Raw genomic sequence first — 25421 nt, 5'->3', positions numbered from 1 at the left:
TGCTAAAACTTAATCATTCTTGCAAAAGCGGAAAGTGACAATTGCAAATGTCGAAATAGTCGCTTTTCAATTTTTAAAAAAGCAGCAAGCAGGTTTATTGGCTCCAAATTTCATAGTGGGTCTCCGGTACTCCATGCTTCTGTTCGTAATCGGCACCAGGAACCACCGGATTATCCGGATTTTTATGCCCATCGACGTAATAAACATGACCCGACTCACAGATGGTGATTCGAAGAGCTACGTGTCTGAATCCCGTTTTAGTGGTATTGTAAACCACTTTTTCAATTTTACAAATTGTCCCATCATTATGCCGGATCATCCAGCCGCCTAGCCAGTCTGCCCATTGGTCGCAAAGCCCCCGACATTGTCCTCCGAAGAAATTGGGAAAGAAATTACCGGTTGCACCGTGGTACCATTTTTTACCGGCCTCGTGTGCAGCTTTTCGGATTAGAATGAGGAAGCCGGTAGTTGCAGGATCGATCACAAAAACCGGAACATAGATTTCCTTGAAATCCCGCGAATCGGCCGGGTCGACCGAGATTGTTAATTCACCTTGCCCAACCTGAAGTCCATGCAATTCCTGAACAGCCGGATTATTCGTTCCTGTCGTTTGAATGAGCGTGATCCCAAGGTTTTCAGGAGGATCACTCAGCCGGTAGAAATCTTTGTCACGAAAGAATTCCAGTTTCCCGTTTACACCCGAAAATTGAGTCGTGTACCGAGGCTTTTCCAACAGGAAGCCTTTAACACTATCCTTTTCTCCCAGATACATCACCACTACAGGTACATCGCAACCGACAACAGCCAAGTGACTGAAGTATTGCACCACTACGGATCCCAACCACACAAAAAAGATGATGCCGCCGACAATAATGACAACGACTGTAAATGTAGACATCAGCAATACCATAAGTTTAATATTGAAGGTGAATCGCAAACTGTTAAGAATAAGAAAAAGAGAGTTTAAAGTCTTCAATAATTAACTTACGCGAATGCCTATTGGAAGTTTCCGTATAACGAAGCGTATCGAAAAATGAGTACGAACAATTATGCACTCAGTCCAAATATTTCCGGTCATTTCAGCATGTCCGGGGGTGAATTTTCCCGGACGATTTAGGTCAGTGAAAAGATGAGCGGCGAGCAGGTTCCCACGACCAAGAGCGGGAATACAATCCCGACAATCAGCCCGATTGCGATGTACCGACGTTGTTTTAAGTACTTCCGGATAATGGAAATTTCCAAAAGCGTCAAACCGATGATGGTAATGGAAATAATCAGAATATGTGTGAGTTTGACTGTTGCCAGGCCCGCAACGAATAGAATTCCGAGGCCAAACATGACGGCCAGCGCGATTCCAAAATTCATAATGAAACCAAGTAGAAAATCTATGACCTTTCTACCTTTTTGTTGATAATAGTCTTCCATGATGTTGAGTTTTTTCAAGGTATTGTTTCAGGTTGATAAAGACGACAGCGACAATTGAGATGTATTGAAAGAAGGAAAGCCCCCAAAAGAACTGGTCGTTGTAGCGGATAAATTCTTCGAAAAAACGAAGGATGAAGTAGCTGTTCATAAGCGCATAAAACAGAAATCCCGGTGGCGCACTTTTTATCCGGATCAGGCTGTAGATGAAGAATCCAATGAAGAATACCGTTTCGTAGAGTTGAGTCGGGTGGCGCAGAACATCATCTCCGAAATTGACTCCGCAGAGCAAAGTGGTTGGCTCGCCATAGCAGCAGCCACGGGCAAAGCATCCGAGTCGGCCAATGGCCACGCCAATAGCAATGGCCGGTGCAAACAGATTGCCTTTTTTATCGGTAATTCCCAGCCGGCGTTTGATGTAGATAACCGACAAAGTACCGCCAATCAGTCCGCCGGTAATGGTTCGCCCGGAAAGAATGGGGCCGATATTCGGGTAGTTTTCCACGATGACCTGGTAGTTGAAAATCCAGTAAGGGAGTTTGGCTCCCAAAATACCGCCAACAACGCCGGCAACAACCACATAGAATGAGTTCTCGCTGGCTTGTTTGTAGCGTCTGGCGAGGAGGAAATAAACGGAGAGCCCGACAATCAACCCAAGCAGCACAAAGAAGGAGTAGGAACTGACTTCGAGTTTGCCAATTCGAAAGATGACGGGGAAAATTCCCCAATTTGCCGGGAATGTGTGATTGTCGATCATTTTTTGAAAATACTGCAGCTCCCTTCTGCGTAACAGGAATACATGGCTTCACCCGGGCACAGGCCAAGCATCGACACCGTTTTTAAAACAGCAAATGCCAGCACATACCACCAGCCAACGGTTGGAAAGAGTACTGTCAAGGCGATGCAAATCGCACAAAGCACCGTGCCCAAACTGTGCGCAAAGCGAAGGCCTGTTTCGTGTACTTCTTTCATTCGCGAGGGAATAATTCTTTCGATCGTGAATGAATACAGGACTATCAGAGGTGCCCGCTGAATTTTCAACAGGGCTGATAATCCGAGGATCAAGAACACGATCACCAGTAGTGGCATTGATTGGAAGGCAAAGGCCAGCCAAACCAGCAGGGTGACCGTTATTTTGCAAAAGCGAAATGCATTAATTGGAATTGCTTTCATTTTTAATCAGTTTAGGAATGAATAAACCGGTTTTTCGTCTGTACTCTTCGTAACCGGGCAAACGTTTCCGGAGCAGATTTTCCTCCTGCCTGGCCCGATAGTACATGAAAGGGACGAAGATGAGGGTGTTGGCTGCAAATGCCAGGTAGTTCGGGTACACCAGGCAGGCTCCGTAAAACATGGCAATGATGGAGCTGTAAAGCGGGTGGCGGATGTATTTATACATACCCGAGCAAACCACCTGTTGATCGGTGTAAAGGGTGACCTGGTTGGCCCAATTCGCACCCAATGTTTTGCGGCTGCGAATATTGATGTAGGTTCCGGCGATAACCAGAAGCAAACCGATGGGTTTGAGAATAAGTGCAGCTGTTTCCGGAAGCTGAAGGTCCCCGATTTTAAAGCGGATCAGCAGGTAGAAAAAGATGAAAAAGCCCGTCATCGAGCCGGTTTCAACAATGCTTTTCTTTTCAGTCTGAACCTTTTTGTTTCGCTCCACGAAATTGATGAGGATGGCGATGAAAAGTGCCAACAGACAAATCAGGATGGTGATATCGGATACCTGGTTCATCATTTTCGGTACAACAGGTTATAGGTTGAAAATGGCATTCGCTTTAAATCGGGTGTCAGGATGTGAACACATTCCTTTTGCGCTGATTTCAGATCGAAGTTGTGTTTGTCCAGGAACGAGGTGATGCTGATCCGAAAGGTATTTTCATCGATGAAATTCTTTTGGTCTTCGGCCGATTTTAGCTTGTAGTTTCGGGGAATGTATTTGTAAATATCGTTGACGAGTTTGAAACAATCGCACAGTTGCAGGTTATTCTGGATGTGGCGAACTTGCTCGTTGACAAAACGCTCGGCATCGAAGGCAAAGGTGTTTTCGATAACCGGCAGGTAACTGTCAACTTTTATAGTTCGGGGCAGCGGTGTGAAACGGCCTTTCTTGTCCTTGATGAGATACGAAATAGCTACGCGCTCCACATTGCAGGGCAACGGAATAATGTCTCCGGGTTTAAACACAGAGCTGAGCTGTGACTCCAGCTGTTTGATAATTCCGGAGAGTGTGCTTCGTTTGATGTTGGCTGTTGAATCAATCCGTCCGAAATAGCTTACAGGCTGGAAACTGACGCCACGAATTCCTTTTCGATTCATGCCAAATTCAACAATCGGTCCCAACTCGTCGTCATTAATTCCATTTTCAACGGTTGAAACCAAAGTGACCGGGACGCCTTCTTCCAGTAAATTATCAATGGCTTTCTGCTTAACCGCGCGAAGGTCCTTTCCGCGGAAATGCCGGTGAGTCGATTCCTTGAAACCATCGAACTGCAGGTAAACCTCAAAGCGCTCTTTGAACTGGCTCAACTGCCGTGCAAATTCCTTATCCGACGCTATTCTCACCCCGTTGGTATTCAGCATCACAAAACGGATTTTTTTGGACAGTGCCAGCTGAATAATCTCGAGAATTTGAGGATGAACAGTCGGCTCGCCACCACTGATTTGCAGGATCTCTGCATCGCCGTTTTCCAACGCAATGTATTTATCCAGGATCTGGTCAATCTGCTCCAGTGTAAGGAATTCCTCTTTGCCGCTATTTGCAAAGCAAACCGGGCAGTTCAGATTGCATTGGTTGGTAACTTCGATGAGTCCGATACAGGTATGTTGATCATGATCCGGGCAGAGTCCGCAGTCGTAGGGGCAACCTTTCCGGATACTGGTTTGAGCTGTGGTAAAAGTTCCAGGTTTGTCGTAGCGTCTTTTCGCCAAGTGGTAATCGGCATCTTCCTCCAGCAACTCAAAATGAATGCCGTGTTGAGGACAGGATTTCTTCAAAAAAACGTGCCCGTCTTTCAGCACGATTTTCGCCGGAATCCGTTGCATGCAGTCAGAGCACAAGCTGGTCGTAGCCTCGTGAAAGGTGTAGTCTCGGTTTTTTTTCATCGCCTAATATTACAGGTTTCTTTCGACGCGTCAAAAAGGAATGAACAAAAATATTGTTTGGTTCCATTTGCGGCTGTTCCCGTAATACTGTCGTGTACGAAATCGCTTGTCGATTCGTTGAAATTCAGCTCAACTTAGCGCGGGAATCGGTTTATTGGCCCAATACAAAGATCGCTGGTCGTTTCTGGATATCCGGTTTCGATTTTTTCCAGGCTTCGATCGATTGTGTCTTGATGAATTCGGTCTCCAAGGTCAGGTCGCAGGCGATGCAAAGCTTGGTGTGCGGCTGGCAATTTTGCAGCAGATCGTCCAGCAATTGCAGGTTACGGTAGGGCGCTTCAATAAACAACTGGCTTTGGTTTTCGGTGTAGATTCGTTTTTCGAGCAACTTGATCTGTTGTGCCTTCTCGTTTTTTTGAATCGGCAGGTAGCCGTTGAAGGCAAAGTTTTGGCCGTTCATGCCCGAGCCCATCATGGCTAAAAGGATGGAGGACGGGCCTACCAATGGCACAACTTTGACGTTTTTCTCGTGGGCAATACGCACAACATCCGCTCCCGGATCAGCTACTCCGGGGCAACCAGCTTCGGACATAATTCCAATGTGAAGATCTTGTTTCAATGGATCAAGGTAACTGTGCAGTTGTTTCTTGTCGGTGTGTTTATTGAGCTCGTAAAAATGAAGGCTATCAATGTCAATTTCCCGGTCAACCTTCTTCAGAAAACGACGTGCTGTGCGCACATTTTCAACAATAAAATGTGAAATCGAAAGAATAATTTCGCGGTGCGTAGCGGGGATCACCGACTCAAGTTCGCTTTCTCCGAGAGTGATCGGGATGAGGTACAAATTGGCCATTGAAATAATTTTCTTCAAAATTAATTAATTTAAGTGCAAAGCCTCGTCATTTCTATTTTTTGTAGTTTTGAGCCTTGCTCATGGAAAACTCACCGCAAATGCATATTGAATTTCTGGGAACGGGAACCTCGCAGGGAGTGCCGGTTGTTGCCTGTGATTGCCCGGTTTGCCAGTCGCAAAATCCGAAAGACAACCGGTTGCGCTCGGCTTTATACATTGAAATTGATGGTTTGAAACTGGTGATTGATGCCGGGCCCGATTTTCGCCAGCAAATGTTGCGCATCAGGCAGCGGACTTTGGATGCGATCCTCCTGACACACGAACACGTTGACCATGTATTTGGGCTGGATGATATTCGCGCGTTCAATTGGGTGCAGGGACACCCGACGGATATTTATGCCGAGGAGAGGGTGCAGGACACCATCAAACGGGTGTTCGACTACGTTTTTAAGCCGAACCGCTACCCGGGAATTCCGCAAATGAATCTTCACTTACTCGAAAATAAAGCATTCAATATCAAGTCGACGGATATTTTGCCGATCCGTGGTTTTCACCATCGCCTGCCGGTATTTGGATTTCGCTTTGGCAATTTCGCTTACCTAACCGATGTGAACCGGGTCGAGGAAGAAGAAAAGGAGAAACTCAGGAACCTGGATGTTTTGGTCGTTGGTGCTTTGCGTATCGAGAAGCACATTTCGCACTTCAACCTGGAAGAAGCATTGCAGTTGATCGACGAAGTGAAGCCGAAAACAGCTTATCTGACGCACATTTCGCACCTGATGGGCTTGCACGATGAGGTTGAAAAAATCCTGCCCGAGAACGTCCACCTCTCATACGACGGGCTTCAGTTGGATCTTTGAATATTCGCTTTCCAAAGCGGCCCCATACTCAACAAGGCTGATACCAAGAATCCGGTACCTGTGGCAATCAGCGCCAGTGACAGGCTGAACTGGTCGGTTAAATAGCCCAAAGCCGGTCCAATAATGGCAAAGTTGATTCGAATCACGAAATTCCGAATTGACAGGATGCTTGCCCGAACTTCGGAATCGGTGTAGCGGTTGATGTAATCTTTCAGAATTGGATGGGCAATCCCGCGTACGAGGTAGAAAAAGAACAGCAGGCCGATACCAATCAGGCTGACCTCCCAGGCCGCCAGGAAAAAGCCGATGGCAAATCCCAGTATGATTACCAGTAAAGAGTTTCGTTGGCCCAGCTTGTTTTCAATTTTGTAGGAAAACATGGAAGAAACGCCGACCGACAGGTTCAGCAAAGTCCACATAATCCCGAATAGGGAAACGGGCAACTGGGCTTCTTTAAAATAAGGCTGAACAAACCAGGCAAAGGTAAGCGAGGCCGTTCCCGCAAAGGAAGACACTAGCAAAGCCGATCTCAACAAGGGATGCTGAAAGGTTTCCTTAACGGTATTCAGTGTCGATTTGAAGCTTTTGTTTAATTCGATGGATTGTAACCTCGGTTCTTTCAATAAGAGGGCTGCAGGTATGGCCACCGATGCGATCCCAAATTGGACATAAAACGGCAGTCGCAAACTCATGGTTGCCAGCAATCCGCCGCAAACGCCAGCAATCGCTTCTGCAAAGTTCCCGGCAGAGGTAATCCACCCTTCCTGTTTGATGTATTCCTTGTCGCGCTCGGCGGCTTTCAGCGTATCGTAGAGTAGGGCAGAGTCGGAGCCGGAAATAAAGCTGTAGCCAACACCCAAAATGATTTCGGCGGCGGCAAAAGCCCAGAATCCATAGGAAAAACTATATACCGCCATCCCGGCAGCTCCCAGAAAGCCACCCAGGATCAGGGTTTTCTTACGTCCCCACACATCTGCCAGGTAACCCGACGGAATTTCCATCAACACCATCGCGATGGAGTAGATGGATTTCAGTAGGAAAATTTGCTGCATGCTCAGGCCATTGTCCTGGTAGAACAAGACCACCACGGGCATGACCAAATTGAACCATTTGGCAAACTTAATAAGGTAGAGGTTGATTAAATTGTTGCGGACCATTTTGCTCATACGGCTGCAAAAGTATAAAATTCCGGCCGGTCGAATTGGTGAAGAAAGTCGGAACAGATGCAGAAACAGCGAAAAATTAAATTAAGTCGTATTGGTTTTTTTGATATTTTTATATCTTTGCCACCGCTTTTAAGAAAGCTGTCGATCGTTCGGTTTCGAGCGCAGTTTTCAAAAGCAAAAATAAGGATGCCTCGGTAGCTCAGTTGGATAGAGCAACTGCCTTCTAAGCAGTAGGTCATGGGTTCGAATCCCGTCCGGGGTACTTGTAAAGCCTGATTGTCGATTGATAATCAGGCTTTTGTATTTCATAAGATACAAATAGGATACAAAGATTTGGAAAACCGATCTAAATTGAATCACTAACTTGCAGTGGATTTCAGCGGAGGAGACTTTCTCATCTTTTCCATGATACCTTCAACAAATCTATCGTGAGAGCTGGTCCACCCCCCTTGCATACCAGACACTTCTTTTGCTTTAGGTAAGATGTAAGGAAGTAACTTAATCACAAAATCAGCTTTTTCTTTTGGTTCAAGCTCCTTTAAAATCGCAGGCAAGTTCTCAATTTCCATAGAAATTGCTTGAAGGATCATCTCTTTCACCGTTCCAGTAAGCTTGTTAGGGGTCCCTTTGCTCCGTCCACCAGTTTTTACTCCTTTTGCCATAGCTTTCTATTTGAGTCTACTTTAGATAAAAATAATCATAAAATTTCCGTGATGCAACTTTTGTAACTAACTCTTTCTTTGGAGAAAACAAAGGAATAAAACAGGAAAATATTTAGGGCCGAATTGCACCGATTTAGACTATAATTGGTGCCTGATTTCATCCATAGAGCTTGTTTTTTCTATTAAATATCTAAATTCTTTGAGCAAGTTCAGTTCTTTTGTGTTTTGTTATTTAAATATGGACGATGAAAATATATAACCTTCTTTTCCTTCAATCCTTACTTTGATCATAGATCGATCATAAGTTTTTATTGGCTCACTTAAAACATAGACCTTGGTACCTTGATCAAAAGATTCAATGCTTTCCATTTTTGGTAAGTTACTATCATTCCACAATGTTGCTCGTACTTTTAATTGGGATATCTTAATAGGTTCTTTGGAAATAGATATTGAATTTGATTCAATCGTATTGGAGGGAATTGGATCTGGGAATTCTTCCATCTTTTTCAAACGAGATTCTAAATCTTGGGTTCTTGCTTTTTGCTTTGCAATGCTTTGTGAGAACGTAATAGTACTAACCTTGTACTCATCAATAGAATTGGATAGCCTTGTATTCCATAAGAAGAAAATTATTATAGCTACTACTAAGACTGAAAAAAATAGACTCGTTGCATAATTCTTTTTGCCGATAACGTTGTCAATTTTTCTATTTAATTCAAGAATCTTTGAGGTGTTCTCTTCAGTTTCACTCATCCCATTTTCAGCAACTATTAATTTTTTCTCAATATCTTCATTTTTTGCGGAAAGTAAGGCAATGTTATTCTGGACCTTTTTCAGCTCATTGGCTAAATTTGTGCTTTGCAGGTTTAAGTCTTTTTTGAGTTTCCTTAAATCATCGAAGGACTCGTTTAACCAGTCTAATTTCTTGTCATCGTCATCGGATTTTAATTTCAAAGAGTTACTAATGTCTAAGATCTTTAATCCCAATTCCTGCACTGTTGTGTCTATTTCTGCAAGCGCTTGGTTGAGTTGATTTTGCTCAAAAAATATTCGTTTGTTGATGGTACTAGACAGTGAAGCCTGGTCCAAAATTGCTGTCAGTCGCAGAACTTCCTTTTCTAACTGTTCGTTTATTTCTTGTTCAGTCATTCTTTCATTTTTAGTAGGTTTTCAAATAGGTTGTTAATTTCGTTTAAGGCTGATAAAACTGCTTCCCTTTCCTTATATGGAGATTGGTTTGAGAAACTAGATGTTTGACCTGGGGGCTGATCGTTTCTCTCCGTCACAATTGTTTCTTCTTTAGTTGACGAATTATCTTCTCCTGTATCGACAGTCTTTATCCCTTTTTTATCAGGAAGAGGATTAGTATGCCTTACTGATTTGGTTGAATCTATATTAAGTTCTCTCCAAATTTCGTCAAACAGACGATCTGTTTGTGGAGGTATTTTTCGATTGATAGTCTCAGTAAGATTGTTTTTCCATGATTCAAAAGCATCGTTTTGCCCCCTCTTTTTTAGAACTGTACCGACATAACCTAAGCTGTTTTTAAACTCATGTAGTTCGTTAATATCGGGATCTAGTTTTCGCAAGGTTGAGCGTAGTTGCCCCAAACGGGTAATAGCAAGTGTGAGTTTTTCAACAAGATTTCCATAGCTTTCATCTGTGGTTTTAAAAACAAAGCTTGCTCGGTCGAAGCTGTAATCTATGTTTTCCCAGATAATTGCATATCCGTCTGAGGTTTTGATTGAATAAAGAGCAACTTTTTCTACGTCGGGGAATTCAACTGATTCGTCGAGTCGTCGATAGTAAGCATGTGGCTCGTCCAATATGACTGTTTTTTTATCTGGCGTCTGGATTATTTTTAGGTAATTCAAAACTTGTTTCCGAAGTTCCATGTTTTCTGCATAGGCATAGCTTCGCTTGGATTTTTTGTTTTTTGCGATAGGAGTAGCTAACGCCTTTAGCAAATAATTCCGAAAAACTTCGGAAAGAATTATGTAGAGGTTATCATCGACTTTTTGGATCTGTTTTTCACGTACTAGGATTGTTATTTCCCGATCAATTAAATTGCTAAATTCACTTATTGAGTTCAGACCTGTGCTTACCTCTGGTGCATAAAAACGTTGGGTGTAGCTACGATCTTCAAGCCGGAGTGCTAAATATCCGTTTGTAAAATAAATGTTATTTAGCCGAGCCTTGTAAATTATCTCACCATCTTCGGTTTCTGTGAAATTAGTACAAGGCTCAACAGTTAGTTTTGCTTCTTCATCTAATTCAAGTTTTGAGTGCCAATTAGCTTTATTTCGGAACTCGACTTTTTCTGGATTGTTTAACTTTTTAAAGGCTTCTCGAAAGCCGTAATAGTCCAGATACTCCGGGCTTACAAAATCATAAAGCCACAAACGAACGTGTTGAACAGTAAACTTTGGAATTGAGTGATAAACACACTCTGCTAATGGATCTATTTCAATCGTATTATTCTGGTACTTCTTTTGCCAGTCGCATATGTCGACTAAGAGCGAATACGTAGTATCACTTTTGGGGAAGCAGGGTTGAACCAACTCATTCCAAGCGTATTGTTGAATAAAGTCGTTCAGCTCATTTTGTTCAATATGGTTCGTTAGGAAAGAAAAGTATTGATCTTTGGTTGCCGACCTAAGTCGTAAATAGTAGTCACACTGCTCGAAGACGAAGGGCGGTATTGCGGTATAGTCGATTGAAGGCAAAATATCGAATATCCACAGACAATATTTATCCTGGATAGGTAACGCGTTCAATGCTTCTGTAAACTCTTTGTGGAATAGTCTGGAATTGTGGATTTGAATGAATTTTAACCAGCCGACGTAGTAAGTATAGTTTTTTAGAATTTCACCCTCGGTAACCTCAAGTATTTGTTCGTTAAGCAAACGGATTGCTATTTGTTTTTGCGACTCGTCTTCAGAGTCTAACAATGTAATTATTTCATATGGATTGCTTAAATCAAAATTGTCTTTGATAAACTTTTGTGGTAATTCGATATATTTCTTGATCCACAGTTTTTTTACCTCGCTTACAGGTAAAGTTGTAAGCAAGATCTCTGCAAGACCTTGGTATGCGGCTTCATCCTTTAGGTTTTTATCACGATGTGTAATATCGAGGTAACACTTAATTTCGTTTCCTATTGAATTTAGATCAACATAGATTTTAATCCAGTTTAAATATTCTTTGATAATCTGTTGTTGGTCATCCTGATTTAATCGAAACAGTATCTCTTTCTTTTGAATAGACGTTGTGTTTAGAAAATAATGTAAGACATCTTCGTATCGGAAGTCAGGAATAATACCTTCAATGAAGAGCTGCAATAAAAAGCCTTCATCTGCAAAAATTAAAAGATCTTTATATGGCGGTAAGTATCCAAACTGCGCTTTAATACGCTTTAGATCCTCTTTCAGTTTTGCATAACCCTCGATGTTCCGCCCCTCTATCCGTTCTATGCTGAAAAGTTCAATTATTTGTAGATCAATGTCTGTTAGCTCTGATTGTTTCAATAAATAATTTCCTAATTCAGGAATCCTTGTCTCAAAATATTGTTGTTTTAAAAAGGACAAGTCATTCTCGGAATCGACTGGGTATGCAAACAATGCTAGTATATTTGATGGGGATTTAGCAGATTGGACAGGGCAGAAAACAAGCAATTCGCCCTGAGAAAGATGAGGACGCTCTCCGAGGATTCGAGATGTGTTAACGTACACTTCACTAGTTTCAATCAGCTGTTCTGTGGTGATATGCCCAATACCTTTATTCCATGATTTCAAGGTTCCAACATATCGGTCAAAGCGAGGATCGTCGACTCGCCCCTTCTCTACAAATCGCAGATTGATAGCTCTCGCTTTCCCTTTAAACTTGCCAGTGTCTGTTTCAGCTATTTCGAACTCGAATTGATCGAGCAATTCTACATGTTGGTTAGGATCGCGCAGAGAGGAGCGATGAAAAAAATAAGCGAGAGATAAATCCTCAATCGCAATGAATCCAAATGTATGTCGCCAAAAAACGACTGTCCCCAATTGGACCTTTGTTTCCATATAAGGTCATTTAGATTAGTTTATCTTTTTATTGGTTGAGAATGTCAATTGGAGTTGTCCGACTGACAGGCATAGAAGTCAAAGTCCATTGCATACTCGGGATTTGTTTTACAATTGTGGCATCCGTCAGCGACTTTCTCTAGCCAGTTGCTTTGTTGTTGTTCAAATTGGTTATTCATTTTTTTGCTTAATTGGCTATTGGGATTGTCAAGGTAATAAATTTTACACATTTGCATAATGTAATTTGAGTTATGAATTCCCAATGTAGTGCCTAATAACTTGAGATATCTTCGCCCGTCACTCTTTTAATTGTCTACTAAACTGGAAAACTTAAACGCCTACCAAAATCTCACTAATCTCCTGTTGCCACTTTTTAATACTAACTGGCTCAGGAGGCAAGGCGATACGGATTACAGAACAAGGCTTGCCTTGTGTTCCATCTATTTCATGGTAGAAATTTCCTTTGATCGAACTGTTACCGGTCGCAGGATAAACGAGTGCGGTATGAAGGGACTGATAATAGTTCGCGTAAACATACATCTGTTTTAAATCATCATCTGACGGACGATTGTTTTTAATTACTTTCCATTTTGTATCCAAAACCAAAGTCTGTCCATCTTTTTCCATTACGATATCTGGTTCTATGCTAGCTTTAGAGCCATTTTCCGGCTTCCAGAACGACTTTCTAATTTTTCCCAACACAGAATTGCCGTCGTTGGCATAACGTCTTAAACTAGCTAAAATAAATCGTTCCCAGAGGACATTCATGTCAAACATTAAGGCCAACACGTTATGAGCACCAGTACTGATATCTGGATGATAGTTTAGTAGCAGCATTCGGGCAATATTGAGAGATTCTCGATATGGCTCTGATTTCCGGTCGAGGCACAGCCTGTTAAAAGTAGCTTCAGTGACCTTAATACTGTCAACTTCGGGAAAAGCGAGTAGGAGCGCCCCAATACGACTAGTCAGCAATGGTGAATTACATACTGCCCCTGTTAATTTCAATGCAGCATATAGGATCTGATTGAAGACATGATTGCCATCGTAAGACTGGTGGTTCACAAAAAACCTTTCTTTATGGATAAGGTTATGTTTCAGTTGCCTGCCAAATTGCAGCTTCCCTTTTAAAGCCGTTGTATTCTCTTCAATTCTTCGGTATTGCTTAATTAACCCTCTGTGAATTAATGCTTCCAATTCACTTACATACAACTCAAAATAGAGATCCAAAATTGAGTTTGACCTGATCTTTAGTTGGGAAGATCCAGCATTGTCCACCTTTATGCTCCCAACTGATCTCAGCATCCCGATTAATAGAGACCGCCAGTAATTCTGATTTTCACCATCTGTCTTGGGAAGAACTTCAATGGTCAGACTCCCCACTTGAATTACACCAACGTATTGACTGAATTTAACCCCTTTGTGTATCAGTCCATAGTAGTTTGTGCCTTTTTCTCCATAATAGCGTTGCAAAGCCTCCAAATGCCCTTGACTAAAGCCTTTGTCTACATCCATCTTTAGGCTTTGGTGCTCATAGACAGTTATAATATTCTTTCTGACCTTAGACATTGGGATCGATCAAATCATTGATGGCGCTAACAAATTCATCGTCACTCTCCCAATTTATTTTGAGCTTATATACCTTACGATCGATTAAGTCGTCTAAAGCATCGTGTTTAAACCTGGCAAAGATGTTTTCTTCTGTGTCTGACTTCGATATCTCAAAGAAAGCTTCACCAAGCACCAGGCCTATTTTAGCCATATCTCCATAAAAGTACTCTTGCAATAAGGGTATGATTTTATTTACAAAAACAGACTTTAAATCTTTAAGCGTTTCAACACCCAAGAAGTAGCTGTGTCCGATTGTGTGATCCTTGTCGATTAGCTTCTCGATACGCTTGTTTATAATAGTCATAAGCTCCACCAACCTATCGAGGCCGCCGGGCAGCTTAAACTCCTCTCCGTTGTTTAGCAGAGGACTGCACTCTTTAAGTATTTCTGGGTCTGGTAAAACCTCCGTAAAAGCGAACCTTCTTCTTAATGCGGTATCCAAAGCCTCAACACTTCGGTCTGCCGTATTCATAGTACCAATCAGATACAAATTCGATGGAACCCCAAAACTTTTCTGTTTGCTGTATGGCAAAGTTACCGTAAGAGCCTCTTTGGCGCCAACTCTCTTATCTGGCTCTAAAAGCGTTATTAATTCACCAAATATCTGAGCAATGTTGCCACGGTTAATCTCATCAATAATCAATACAAAGTTTTTAGGATCAACAGATACTGAGCTTTTACCTTTTTTCAATAGCAGATCTAGTAGCGGTTCATAGTACCCTTGCAACCCTCCATGGATGATATCATTTTGCTGAGCCAGGTACATATTTTTTAATGTTCCAACGCTTAATGAGTGCTTGCTTTCGCCCACTTCTTTGTCAAAGAAGATCGTCCGGTCTGTAACTTCAGTGATCTGATAAGACGATTTTTTCATCTTGATCGGAATCGTTTTCTCATCAGAGAGCGGGGCTAGAAAATCATGCCACACTTCTTCAAACGGTTTTAAGGTGTCTGATTTGCGCGATTGCTTTTGGTTTTGTAGAGCTCGGTCAGATATTAGCTTGAAGAGTCCATCTTTTACTTCGTAATGTAACTTGCCTTCGATTTCAATTGGTTTTATCCCTTCGATAAAATCTTCATAGCTCATGCTTTGGTGGAAGGTCGTGAAAACAACTTGTCCAACTTCCTTGTAGCTGTTAAATCGATTTAGTACGCTTTCTCTGTTTCCCTGGCTTTCATCCATGATGTCATCAAGCGATCTACCTTCAATGATAGCAACAGCGTGGTTTATGGAATTAAACGTTTTCCCAGTTCCGGGAGGTCCGTAGAGAATTTGATTCAGAGGATGAAGCTCATGTATAACACTGCTGTCATCTTTTTCAATTGGTTTGTAAGCTCCGTTGATTATAGCATCAAGGCGCTCATGATAAAATTCATAATCAGGATGTTCAGTCTTGTACTCTGTTACATTGGTTAGAGTCTTCGCTGATAGATAAAAATCGACAGGCCAGTTTCCTTTTTTAATCCATTGAACCTTTCTGACGTTCTTAAAATATGTGCGTTCATCGTCAAAATAGTAATCACCTTCAATGATTCCCATTCCGATAAGTTCTTTAACTCCGTTTTTAACGAAAATCACATCTCCCTGCATTAAGTCGTTTGCAAATTCCCAGCAAGCAGTTGAATCGTTCTTCATTGAGCCTGGATTCTCTTCTGTGGAAAGATTTTGTAAGGCAGTTACAATGTCACTTTTGTTTTCATAATTTTCAAGATTGCCAAGTTGATCCCAACCAATTGCAATGATTCCATGGGTGTAGAACTCTTCCCAAAAAGCAGATTTTGGACCAGGACTATATAACCAATAGTAAGTCTCGTTTTCGTTCTCTTCTTCCTCATTTTCACCTTCACTCGTCTCACTATCTTGATTATTATGCCACGCGTCGTATGATACCTCAAATAATTGTTTGTCAGGGAATAGGTCTTTAACTGTTTTAAAATATTCTTTGTAAGAATTAAAATTCGTCACTTTTATTTTTTTGCCTGTTATGCCAGAAATATAATTGAACATTACCTGGTCACACGCAGAAAATAGTTCAGGAGCAGCCCAAAAAAGCCCCATCGTAAGGTATGGAGCTCCGACTCCTTTTAACTTCAAACAATCATCAAATAATTTGGGAGAAATATTATCTATTCCTTTGGGTGCTTCTTTTGCCAATTGCCACAGCAACGGAATGTCGTCTTTCCCTCTATCTTTTTCATAAGAAAAATACCAAGACCTCATGGCATTCATAACAGGTATCCCGTCGAAGTCGCTTGGGGTTTCGGCAGCAATCTCGAAATGCTCTTTGAATAGTTCTGCTATCCTGGTACGGTTATCATGAGTGACCCCACGATTTAATGCTCCGATAAATGTAAAGGGATCAATCTCTCTCAGTTGAATCTGTTTGTCACTTTTGTTTATATCGTTGTGTACAGGTGTGACCGGAAGTTTCATTTCATTCTTTAAGTATTTCAGAAACTCAATCAGCTCTGTTTGTCTTTCCTCGAAAGTCAATACGATGGAAAATAGTTCTTTATAAAAAGGCACCCACGAAAATTGCTTAGTCATTTGATTTTTGGTTTAGTAGTTTTATGTCATTCTGAGAAGCTCTTCTTTTGTCAGTAAAGGAACAGTGACGAATATTTCTCTATTGCGGTTGCTTCGGATATCAACAGTCTTTTTAAATTGCTTAATGTCCAACTTGATGCCCCAAACGTGACCTGAGTTTGGACGGTTATCCATCAATGTCGGGGATAGCAGCTTATTGATGTGGCTTAGTTTGCACAAGCAAAATAAATCCGGGACAATCCGGATCAATAAATCACAGTTATTACGATCGGAAATTTGTTCCAGATTAGCCTGCCGGATATCGATCCAATATGCACCGTTTTGTCCTTCTGATACCGAAGGAGACAATAAGTAATTGCCATCTCTAACGAATAGCGTTGAACTGCCGATTTGCTTGTAACAAAGCGTGTCGGTAACAAAGTCCAAGTTGTGATAGCGGGTATTGGTTCTCATATTTATTACAGGTTTAGCGCTGTTTGAATAGTCTGAAATGGAATTGAATTTGTATCACTAGAAATCAACTCATAAAAGCGCAATTTGAGCTTACTCTCCATATTGTCATTGCTTGCTGTATTTAACCCAGTAAGCATCTTCACTATCGACGATTTTATTTCCAAATCAGTTAGTGAACTATCACTTAAGCAGTATCCAACGGCCTCTTTAATCCAATCATTATAGTGTTGATCAAGATACTCGATGTACCTTTCTTTTATGCAAAAAACTTCATCCCATGTCCTTGTTTTATCTTCATCAGGGAGAATAGTAAGAATCCAATCACTGTTCTCCCCATTTGCATTTGGGAATACAGTCCTATTCTCAATTCGTATATCAACTACTAACAGGTCTCCATCGTAAACGTAATCATAAGCCCTTCTTCGCTTTGCTCCATTTATGTTAGTAGAAAAAATGATGTCTTTATCCTTCTTAGCGTCTTCATTACAGAAAATGCAGGAAGGTGCTAGATTTTTCAAGTTAACCGCTGCAAAAGGATAAATTGATTTTGGGAGAATATGGTCATATTCTCGCTTTTTATTCGAGTTTGCAGCAGGTATTTTTTCCAAGCCACAAAAGGGACAATATCGATTTCTATGACGATTGTAAAATATAGGATAGTAAGTGTTCAAATACTTCTTTCTGAACCTTTCTTTATACAGATAGTAAAATAATTCCTTGGTCTGGTCTCTAATGGATGAAGGAAGTTCTTCTTTGCAAAGTATCCGCGTGTTTATATCAGACAATCTGCTAGAAATAGTATTTTCCCAAATAAATGCTCTTAGTACTTCCTTCTGCTCTTCTGCTTCTAATTGAAGAAAATTATTGATAAAATTTTCCAGCAATTGCTTAAACTTCTTTGATTTCCTTAGGGTCTTAATTTGCTCACTCGTAAATAACTGCGTCGTTAGTGAAAAAGTTCCCAGGTTGTTCCGCTCTCTCCAAAGATTTTTAAAAACAACTTGAACTTCTTTATAAAAGTCTTCAGTTGAAGCATGAGACACATATGAATATTTAAACAACATTAGTTTTTGTTCTTTAATTCTACGAGTCTTTGGAAAAGTCTAATTTTTTGGGCTGACTCTCCGATTGTCGCTATACCTTTTCTTATTTCATCCTCGCTTTGAGACTCAACTAGGTTGTTGATCCTTTCAGTCGATAGTTGACTAATAGGTGGTTTAATTTCAAAGGCAATATCAAGTAGCTCGTCAAATGATGCTCCAAATGTGGTTTTTGACGGCTCCTCAATTGTCACATCGTTTCCATTTCGTTTAAAAATGTAGATATCTTCTCTCGGCGTATCAGACAGTAGATATGGTGCATGTGTAGTAATTAAGAAGTCCTGAAAGCGATGCTTCGTGATTTCTTTAATTGTTTTAAGAAACTGGATCCTCCAAATCGGATTGAAGTGAGACTCAGGCTCGTCCAATAAGAATAGCGTGTTATCCTCATCAAACATTAATATTGTACCCAGAATATGAACGAATTGGTGTTCTCCATCACTTAATCCGATATAGTCGATTTCATGCTTTATATCAGTCCTGTTTACTTTTACTCGATCAAATCGAAACACTTTATCACTATCAGGGACAATCGGCGGTTTTACAATTGTTTTATGATCTTTTCTTTGTTTTTTAATACCTTCTCTTACCTTCTTTTGAATCATTAATTCGTTCAACAGGCCCAGTTTGTAGAATGCAAGAAATAATTCAGACGCGTTTTTGAAGAAAGAATTAAATGCCCTTCGTGATTGATCATCAACGAAGTAGTCAAACACATATGACTGTCTTGATTCTAGGTAGTCATATGTCGTCGAAATCCGCTTTAGATTGTCGATATACCCTTCAAGTTCATGGGTGAGTTTTATTTCTTTACCTGACTTTAATTGAACGATAACTCTGAATGAGTCGATAGATTGTAACCTGATTTGACTTTCAAAAGGCAATAAGTCGGTAGAACTTCGGAGCATGAAATTTGCAACAAGCACCGCAATATTGGAATCATAATCAACCCATGAGAAGCGCGGAGTTTCTATGGTTTTATCTTTACTTTCCGGTTTCAGGGCTGCACTTCCGACTTCTTCTGCATAACCAGAATAAACATCTAGGTATCGTAGAGAGAGAGTTTCATTTTGACCAGATGTATAGCCAACGATTCTTTGAGGTAGCAATTCTTCAAGTTTTCCGCTGTACTCAAAAAACTCAGCGCCATCACTTTCATATACCTCAACCTTTTTCTTTTCTTCCTTTGTGATTCTTACTTCGTGTATCCCTTCTGGTCGGTTTAGAAAGAACTCTAAGTTAAAGCACAAATCGGCGGGTAGTTTGTTTTTGTTCTTCCAGTGATCTTCCAGCAAATAGAAAATCTCAGTAATAGCCTCCAACAATTGAGACTTACCAGAGCCATTTACTCCAATCAAACATTTGGGATTTAGGCTCTTCACATCATCTAAATCGTAGTTTGCAATCCATTCAAATTCCCTTAGTAAACCATTAGCACCGGGATTCTTCAGACTAACCTTTTTTAGTTTCATAGTTTCTGGATTTTAACATCATTTGTTTTCTCCCGTCATCAAACTCTTGAACTAAACCCCATCCTTTTTTCCGCTTTAGTAATTCAAAGACCTTCTTCTGGATTGTCTCATAATCACCTTTTGTTACTCTCTTCAAATCATCGAATGAGAACTTCTCATCTTTGAAATGTTCCTTTATTATAGATTCAATATCCATATTTTTGATCGTTGATTTTTTTCTTACCGCAGTGGAAGTTCGACTTCTTCCTTTAGCTGCTGTTTCACCTTTCAGTTCCTGTATCTCCGCCAACAAATCTCGCGCATCGCCATCTGTTGGGAGTTGCTCCACCAGCTCGCCGCGGAAAGCTTTAGCCAACAGTGCTTGAGGCAGTTGCTCTAAGTTCCCTTTTAGGTTTTGGTATTGAGCTTCCAAAGAATCGGCTTTGGCAAATAGCGACTCTACTCGGCGTACGATTTCTTTTTGCTCATCAATACTTGGAATTTGGATTTCCCAGTTTTTGATTTTTGAAAGATTAAGATTAGGCTGATTTCCTCCTTCTGCTTTCGCCCTAATTTCATTGTATTGGCTCAGACAATAGAAAAAAACATAGCTTCTTGTAATCAAAGGCATTGCTTCATTAACCAACGCCGCTACTGCTTGGTTAGTTGCTGCTTCTAATTTCATCCATCCAACTTGCCCACGAGTTTTTCCTTCTCCATACATTGCTACTAAAAGAGTATCGATCGGAAAAATTTTAGCATTCGTTTCTTTAACAGCTATCTCTGTAATATATTCTTCAGCTTCAAAAATCAACTCATTTTTAACTTGTCCCGACTTCAACCAAGGGATAGTCCCATTGGAATAATAACCGGTAGTACTCCGATTGGGGGTTGCCCCGGTTTTTACATCGAATAACTTTCCTATGCTTGAACTTTCCCACTCTTCCAGCTCCCGCCCTTCGCGCCACTCTTCGGTGAGTTTGCCGGTAACGGCTTGGGTGAGCACGGCCTGGCGGAAGTCTTTCAGCAGTTGCGGGATACGCTCCATGCTTGCTTTCAACTTCTCAATGCGGGCAAACAAGCTGTCGAGCTTGGCCACAATCCGCTGCTGCTCGGCAAGAGGAGGAAGAGGAAACACAAGATTTTCAATATGCTCTTTTCTAATATTGTTGATGTTAATTCCGCCTGCCAATTGCCTAATTTCCTGTCTGTAAAAATCAGATAAAAAGAAATAATCAAAATATCGGCCCGTGATCAGTTTGTTTGGTCTTAATAGCATTAGGAAGGCGCCAAACGCGATGTCATTTCTATCTTCATTGCAAATTGCAGCTTTCCCGATTAAGGCCTTACTTCCAGTTGATCCGACAATTACAATATCGTTCTTTCTCAAAAATTGGCTCGATTTTACCAAACCAGAATCAACATATACGCAGTCATCGTCAATTACAACGTTGCCATCTTGAATATTCCCTCCTCTGAGGATTAGACAGTTGCTTTCTGATTTTATTGATGTTGCATCATTCTTGCTATATGAGACACCTCTAATGATCTCAGAGATTTCAACAACCTTTATCTTTACCCAATTAATTGGAACGTTTGATTTCTCCATCTATTCCAGCTCCTTCATTATGGCGTTCAATTCATCTAGCATACTTTTTAGCTCCTCGGCTGCTTCACGTACCAAATCAATAGGCTCGGTTTGTTCATCGCCGTTACCGAGACTGCTATCTGCAATCAAACCTAAATCGAGTGAATCGTTTTTAGCTGCTATTTGCTCGCGGGTAATACACTGCCAACGCTCGTCTTTTATGGCTTCACGTGCTGTCTGGTCAACAATACCGTCGTAGTTATCTTGTACTTCAGCTTCACCCATGCCGCCGGTATAGGCTTTAATAAAGTCCTCAAAAGCTGCACGGGTAAAAGGAGTCCGTTTACCGTAGCTCGGCATATTGGTCCGCATGTCGTAGTACCAAACTTTGTCGGTGTTGCCTGTTTCTGTGGTTCCACGCTCAAAGAATAACACATTGGTTTTTACACCCTGGGCATAAAAAATACCGGTGGGCAGGCGCAGAATGGTATGTAGTCGGCACTTGTCCATCAAGTCGCGTCGTATGCGGGCACCATCACCATCTTCAAACAACACGTTATCGGGTAATACAACTGCTGCACGGGCACCACCACGTTTGTGTAACGAGCGGTAGATATGCTGCAAAAAGTTCAGCTGCTTGTTACTGGTCGGAAAAGTAAAGTCATCGCGCGAAGGTCGTTCACCGCCTTTCTTGGTGCCAAAGGGTGGGTTAGCCAGCACGCCGTGAAAATCACGTAGTGTTTTCCCAAACTCGGTTAACGTGTCGTTCAGGAAAATGGTGCTGTCAAGTCCGTGCAGCTTGGCATTCATCAAGGCCAGGCGGTGAGCATCCTGCACCAGTTCCACGCCGCTCAAAGCGTCTGTTTCCTGAAATTTCCGTTCTTTTTCACCTGCACTAAACGGGTAGTCGTAGCGCTCTTTCAGGTAATGGTCGATCGAGATCGGGAAACCAAAGGTTCCGCAGGCCGGATCGTTCCAACGCTCACCCAATCGCGGAGCCATCAACTCCACCATCACATTAATCAGCGGGCGAGGCGTGAAGTACTGCCCGGCACCACTTTTCTTTTCAGTCGCGTTGCGTTCCAGCAGGTCTTCATAAATATCACCCATCACATCGCGGTCGTGCTCCTCGTACCAGTCCAACTGGTCGATGGCTGAAACCAGCGTCCGCAGGTTTACCGGGTTACGCAGTGTCGTGCTGGCATTGGTAAAAATCTCCTTGATGTTGGTGTTCTCGCTCTTGTTACTAATCGTTGCCAGCAACTCACGATAGGTGTCAAACAACTCCTTGTTGTCCTTTATATGTTTCAACGTTGACCAACGGTATTCCTCGGGCAACTGTTCTTCAAATCCTTTTACTTCGCTGAGCTTTATAAACAGAATGAAAGTCAGTTCATTCAGGTACTGGTGATAGGTTACCCCATCGTCACGCAGCACATTACACAGGTTCCATAGCTTGGCAGCAATCTCTTCAGCACTCATCCGTATGATTTTATTTTGATTGTTCTTGATCGGTAAATTGCAAAGAAAGTCAGTTTTGCCGTGAAATCAATTCCTGCTCTGTAATAAGTTCACTAACCACTAGGTAGTATTCCTTCAACTTTGCAACAATCTTTTTTGAGTCGCTTCCGTCGATGGGAGGCAGGTGGAAATATACCCTGTTTTTAACGCTTTTTTCATCTAAATGGCAATCTGGAAATTTTGCCAATAACCGACTTTTGAACGGTGTAAAAGCGGACGCGTTCCAAGCTGTGATATATATCCTGAACTTCTGGCATGGATCAATTGTAGTAGCTTCAAAATTAGACTCAATACCAATCTTTAAGTCTTTGCCGTGAAATTTATTAATCCCTAAATCCCAGCCTTGATAAACCCACCACTCTCCTTTGGTTTCTTCTATCAAGGTCTCCAAGATCTCAGCGATTCTCGGTTTTTGACTATTTAACACTTCTTGTTTATGACGATTGTAAGCCTCAATTAATTGTTTAATGTCAGACTCGTTTTTAAGGATAAATTGTGTTAGTTCAGGGTTGGTATAGGTTGTTTTCATATTCTCGATGGTTTCAATAAAATCGTATAAATGGGTCAGATACTTTTGGTTGCAGTTTGAAATGTATGCTCCAATCTGAGCCTTTACTTGATTGAAAAGTCGGCTATAAGTGATTGGTTTGAACTCATTGTCCTCAATTAATGCTAATTCTTCTGGCTTAGTAAAATCATGGACAGACAAAACGAGCTTGAAGACTTTCTCTGAGGGGTACTGTTCCAGCCTCTTCCTGTAAGTTTCCAACGGATTATAGAGATCTGCGGTGATTTTGTTCTCGATGCCAATCACAAAATCGGGGCAGGCAATTACAAGATCGATTCGCTTACCTTCAGCATTATCCTCGGTGATTATTTCAAGCTGATCCGGATCGAAACGAATATTAGCTTTCAATATGTCGAGCAAGGAACGGATAAACAAGTCGCCAAATCCATGCTCTTTCGCCGGGTCGAAGTAAAAGGCCAGTAATCGACTGCAAATTTCTTCAAAACGCCGTTTCGGGTATTGGCACAATTCCAGGTAAGTGCTGTCCTTAAATTTGATTGGAATTTTTTTGAAATCTTCCAGTAGTTGGGTGGTTAATTCAATGTTCATGGGTATGTTTTTATTTGAAACTCCGCATCGCAGAGCTTTTGTCATTTTAGTTGTTCACTTAGTTGGGTTGCACAATAGCGGGCCCATAGCAACATGGTCCATTCCCTGGTCTCCCAATCAATGCTCTGTTTTTGAATGGTTTCCAGCAGGGCGGAGTAGCTGATGATTTTAAATCGCTCTTCTCCGTTTTTGAGCATGCTAGTGAAGGCTGTTCCTTTGGTCAATGCATTGTCGTCCTTCTCAAAACAGAAGAGACCACTATAAGCCAAGTCATAGGTTTTATTCAGCACGGCTGACTCCACGATCAGTTGGTTCCGGAATAATTGATTGTACCTGGTGTTGGTTAGTTCCTCATAGGTGGCACTAAAAGCATCGGATTCCGTGTAAAGTCTCTCGTAGTTCTCGTTTCGATACTCTTTGGGTGAAAACGGTTCGGTGTATTTGCATTCCAAACCAATGAGTCCAAGTTTACCGGCAGCGGTCTTAAACTCAATCGCGACATCGTGAGCCGAGTTGTCGCCGTTTTGGGCGGCATTTGGGGCAAATTCAAAGTGAATATCCGTTGCCTGTTCGATCGCCGGGAAAAACGGCTTTAAAGCCGCCGTAGCGAGTTCAGGTTTGTATTTAAGCCGACCAAAGAAGTTGAAGCATAACGGTTGACTGGATAGCAGGTTGTTGAACAGGCGTGATTCTGAAATCATCCCTTTCGACGCAGAGCCACGTCCGTCCAATTCTTCTTTCACGGCTCTTTTGGCATAGTCATCCAAAAAGTTGGAGTAGCTTGTCTCACCATTTAGAATGCTGCTGCCGATCAGCTCATCCTTTTTCATCGGATGTTGGCCTTGTTCTTCAGCCAATACAAAAGCTCGCCACCAGCTTTGATGGAGACGCATACGCCCCGCCAGATTATTGTCAGATTTACTCTGATTTCCTAATAGTTCAGTTAGATTCATTTGGGTTGTCTATTTGTTTAGTCCACGCGGATCTCGTATTTCAGAAGCATCTTAGGAAGGTAATCATCCAGATTCTCGATATGTTTGTTTTCTATTTCGATTAGGTTCAAATCATGGTTTCTGTAAATTTCTTTCTTTTGCTCTTTCCGTGCATCGTATTTCTCGTCACTCTCCATACCCCAGTATTCGATATAGACAGCTTTCCCGCTGTTTTTTGAAGGGATATAAAAGTCACAATAGACGTCTTCCTCAATTGGCAATTTACGCTCGTATGCATGAGCGAGACCATAGTCATAGAGTGAATTGTCAATCAAAATTTCCCCTCGGGAGCGAACCAGGTGTCCATCCTTAGTTCTCATCGTCGCCGGGAATTTCTCTCTGAAATTATGTGAGTCCTTCAGGTCTGCAATCAATTCTCCTTGTGCTATGGATGTCGACACTTGTTGCGGTTTTGAATCCACTTGTTCTTCTGGTTGGATGGAACTTAGCAAAGCTTTATGGGTTAAAATATCAGTTGGCCAAAGAACGTAGGTTCCCCCTGATGAATGTTCAAATTCAAGCCCGCCAGCCTTGACCCCCAAATTGGTAATTGTCCAGCCTTTGATTGCTTTCTCAATCCATCCGATCTCAGACAACACAAGGTTGATGCGTTGAGATGTTAGTCCAAACTCCTTGCCAATTGCCGTAGCATTTATCAAGGTTTGCTTGGCATTGTTAAAAATCGAATCCAGATCTAAGTCCGCAGGCCAAACAATGTATTCGCCATATTGAGGGTGCACTGCTATTTCCCCGCCACAATCAAACCCTCTTTGTGTCAAATACCATTGGCCAGCTTGTTTGTACACTAAATTCAAGTCGCTTAATGTTTCAAATAGCTCTTTGCTGCTAATTCCCATGTCTCTGGAAAGGGCAGTTGTACTGATTTTTCGAGATGGTTTAGTCAT

The 25421-nt window shown here is 41.6% G+C and carries 23 protein-coding genes and 1 tRNA gene; 2 read left to right on the top strand and 22 right to left on the bottom strand.

Going from position 1 to position 25421, the window contains the following annotated elements; translation table 11 throughout:
* Positions 1–94: 94 nt before the first annotated feature.
* From BC643_RS03900 to BC643_RS03870, 7 genes are all read right to left on the bottom strand, one after another.
* Positions 95–898, bottom strand: coding sequence for a hypothetical protein (locus BC643_RS03900; protein ID WP_147377133.1), 804 nt, complete (start codon positions 896–898; stop codon positions 95–97).
* A 215-nt stretch (positions 899–1113) separates the two neighbouring features.
* Positions 1114–1365 (bottom strand): hypothetical protein, encoded by a 252-nt coding sequence (locus tag BC643_RS03895; RefSeq protein WP_120271850.1) that lies wholly within the window; start codon positions 1363–1365, stop codon positions 1114–1116.
* A 31-nt stretch (positions 1366–1396) separates the two neighbouring features.
* Positions 1397–2179, bottom strand: a complete 783-nt coding sequence (locus BC643_RS03890) for a prolipoprotein diacylglyceryl transferase (RefSeq protein ID WP_120271849.1) — start codon at positions 2177–2179, stop codon at positions 1397–1399.
* Positions 2176–2595, bottom strand: a complete 420-nt coding sequence (locus BC643_RS03885; protein WP_120271848.1) for a DUF4395 family protein — start codon at positions 2593–2595, stop codon at positions 2176–2178. Before BC643_RS03885 ends, BC643_RS03890 begins: the two co-directional genes overlap by 4 nt.
* Positions 2576–3166 (bottom strand): methyltransferase family protein, encoded by a 591-nt coding sequence (locus BC643_RS03880; protein ID WP_120271847.1) that lies wholly within the window; start codon positions 3164–3166, stop codon positions 2576–2578. Before BC643_RS03880 ends, BC643_RS03885 begins: the two co-directional genes overlap by 20 nt.
* Positions 3163–4533, bottom strand: a complete 1371-nt coding sequence (locus tag BC643_RS03875; RefSeq protein ID WP_120271846.1) for a radical SAM protein — start codon at positions 4531–4533, stop codon at positions 3163–3165. The genes BC643_RS03880 and BC643_RS03875 overlap by 4 nt, the downstream gene beginning before the upstream one ends.
* Positions 4534–4684: 151 nt before the next feature.
* Positions 4685–5404 carry an SAM-dependent methyltransferase gene (locus BC643_RS03870; RefSeq protein ID WP_211337978.1) on the bottom strand — a complete coding sequence of 240 codons (720 nt, stop codon included), beginning with the start codon at positions 5402–5404 and terminating at the stop codon, positions 4685–4687.
* Positions 5405–5484: 80 nt separating this feature from the next.
* Here BC643_RS03870 and BC643_RS03865 point away from each other — a divergent pair, with 80 nt between their 5' ends.
* Positions 5485–6246 (top strand): MBL fold metallo-hydrolase, encoded by a 762-nt coding sequence (locus BC643_RS03865; protein ID WP_120274134.1) that lies wholly within the window; start codon positions 5485–5487, stop codon positions 6244–6246.
* On the opposite strand, the gene BC643_RS03860 is transcribed toward BC643_RS03865, so the two are convergent.
* The gene (locus BC643_RS03860; RefSeq protein ID WP_120271844.1) at positions 6231–7412 is read right to left on the bottom strand and encodes an MFS transporter; all 1182 of its coding nucleotides are present in this window, start codon (positions 7410–7412) and stop codon (positions 6231–6233) included. The two genes, BC643_RS03865 and BC643_RS03860, sit on opposite strands and share 16 nt — an antisense overlap.
* A 188-nt stretch (positions 7413–7600) precedes the next feature.
* Between BC643_RS03860 and BC643_RS03855 the strand changes: the two genes are divergently transcribed.
* Positions 7601–7674 (top strand) — tRNA-Arg (locus tag BC643_RS03855).
* 97 nt (positions 7675–7771) lie between these two features.
* Here the strand turns inward: BC643_RS03855 and BC643_RS03850 are convergent.
* The 14 genes from BC643_RS03850 to BC643_RS03785 all read right to left on the bottom strand — a co-directional run bounded on the left by BC643_RS03850 (position 7772) and on the right by BC643_RS03785 (position 25421).
* A complete protein-coding gene (locus BC643_RS03850; RefSeq protein ID WP_211337977.1) occupies positions 7772–8074 on the bottom strand; it encodes a hypothetical protein in 303 nt (100 codons plus the stop codon).
* A gap of 228 nt (positions 8075–8302) precedes the next feature.
* Positions 8303–9223, bottom strand: a complete 921-nt coding sequence (locus BC643_RS03845; RefSeq protein ID WP_120271843.1) for a hypothetical protein — start codon at positions 9221–9223, stop codon at positions 8303–8305.
* Entirely contained in the window at positions 9220–12135 is a 2916-nt protein-coding gene (locus BC643_RS03840; RefSeq protein ID WP_120271842.1) for a cold-shock protein, read from the bottom strand. The genes BC643_RS03845 and BC643_RS03840 overlap by 4 nt, the downstream gene beginning before the upstream one ends.
* A 44-nt stretch (positions 12136–12179) precedes the next feature.
* Positions 12180–12314, bottom strand: coding sequence for a hypothetical protein (locus tag BC643_RS23665; protein ID WP_262697247.1), 135 nt, complete (start codon positions 12312–12314; stop codon positions 12180–12182).
* Positions 12315–12465: 151 nt separating this feature from the next.
* Positions 12466–13650 (bottom strand): McrC family protein, encoded by a 1185-nt coding sequence (locus BC643_RS03830; protein WP_170154448.1) that lies wholly within the window; start codon positions 13648–13650, stop codon positions 12466–12468.
* Between the two features lie 46 nt (positions 13651–13696).
* Positions 13697–16294 (bottom strand): AAA family ATPase, encoded by a 2598-nt coding sequence (locus BC643_RS23495; RefSeq protein WP_211337976.1) that lies wholly within the window; start codon positions 16292–16294, stop codon positions 13697–13699.
* A gap of 21 nt (positions 16295–16315) precedes the next feature.
* On the bottom strand, positions 16316–16747 hold the full coding sequence (locus BC643_RS03820) for a hypothetical protein (RefSeq protein WP_120271839.1): 432 nt from the start codon (positions 16745–16747) through the stop codon (positions 16316–16318).
* Positions 16748–16752: 5 nt separating this feature from the next.
* Positions 16753–17811: an HNH endonuclease signature motif containing protein gene (locus BC643_RS03815; protein WP_120271838.1), complete on the bottom strand. Its 1059-nt coding sequence runs from the start codon at positions 17809–17811 to the stop codon at positions 16753–16755.
* On the bottom strand, positions 17811–19319 hold the full coding sequence (locus BC643_RS03810; RefSeq protein ID WP_120271837.1) for a restriction system-associated AAA family ATPase: 1509 nt from the start codon (positions 19317–19319) through the stop codon (positions 17811–17813). The genes BC643_RS03815 and BC643_RS03810 overlap by 1 nt, the downstream gene beginning before the upstream one ends.
* Positions 19300–20907 carry a restriction endonuclease subunit S gene (locus BC643_RS03805; RefSeq protein ID WP_120271836.1) on the bottom strand — a complete coding sequence of 536 codons (1608 nt, stop codon included), beginning with the start codon at positions 20905–20907 and terminating at the stop codon, positions 19300–19302. The genes BC643_RS03810 and BC643_RS03805 overlap by 20 nt, the downstream gene beginning before the upstream one ends.
* Positions 20908–22368 carry a type I restriction-modification system subunit M gene (locus BC643_RS03800; RefSeq protein ID WP_120271835.1) on the bottom strand — a complete coding sequence of 487 codons (1461 nt, stop codon included), beginning with the start codon at positions 22366–22368 and terminating at the stop codon, positions 20908–20910.
* A 49-nt stretch (positions 22369–22417) separates the two neighbouring features.
* Positions 22418–23524, bottom strand: a complete 1107-nt coding sequence (locus BC643_RS03795) for a PD-(D/E)XK nuclease family protein (RefSeq protein ID WP_170154447.1) — start codon at positions 23522–23524, stop codon at positions 22418–22420.
* A 41-nt stretch (positions 23525–23565) separates the two neighbouring features.
* Positions 23566–24477 carry a PGN_0703 family putative restriction endonuclease gene (locus BC643_RS03790; protein WP_147377131.1) on the bottom strand — a complete coding sequence of 304 codons (912 nt, stop codon included), beginning with the start codon at positions 24475–24477 and terminating at the stop codon, positions 23566–23568.
* A gap of 17 nt (positions 24478–24494) precedes the next feature.
* Positions 24495–25421: a glycerol kinase gene (locus tag BC643_RS03785; protein ID WP_120271832.1), complete on the bottom strand. Its 927-nt coding sequence runs from the start codon at positions 25419–25421 to the stop codon at positions 24495–24497.

The organism is Mangrovibacterium diazotrophicum (assembly GCF_003610535.1).
Classification (GTDB): Bacteria; Bacteroidota; Bacteroidia; order Bacteroidales; family Prolixibacteraceae; genus Mangrovibacterium; species Mangrovibacterium diazotrophicum.
The sequence above is the reverse complement of the archived record's forward strand: the minus strand, read 5'-3'. Positions and strand labels throughout refer to the sequence as shown.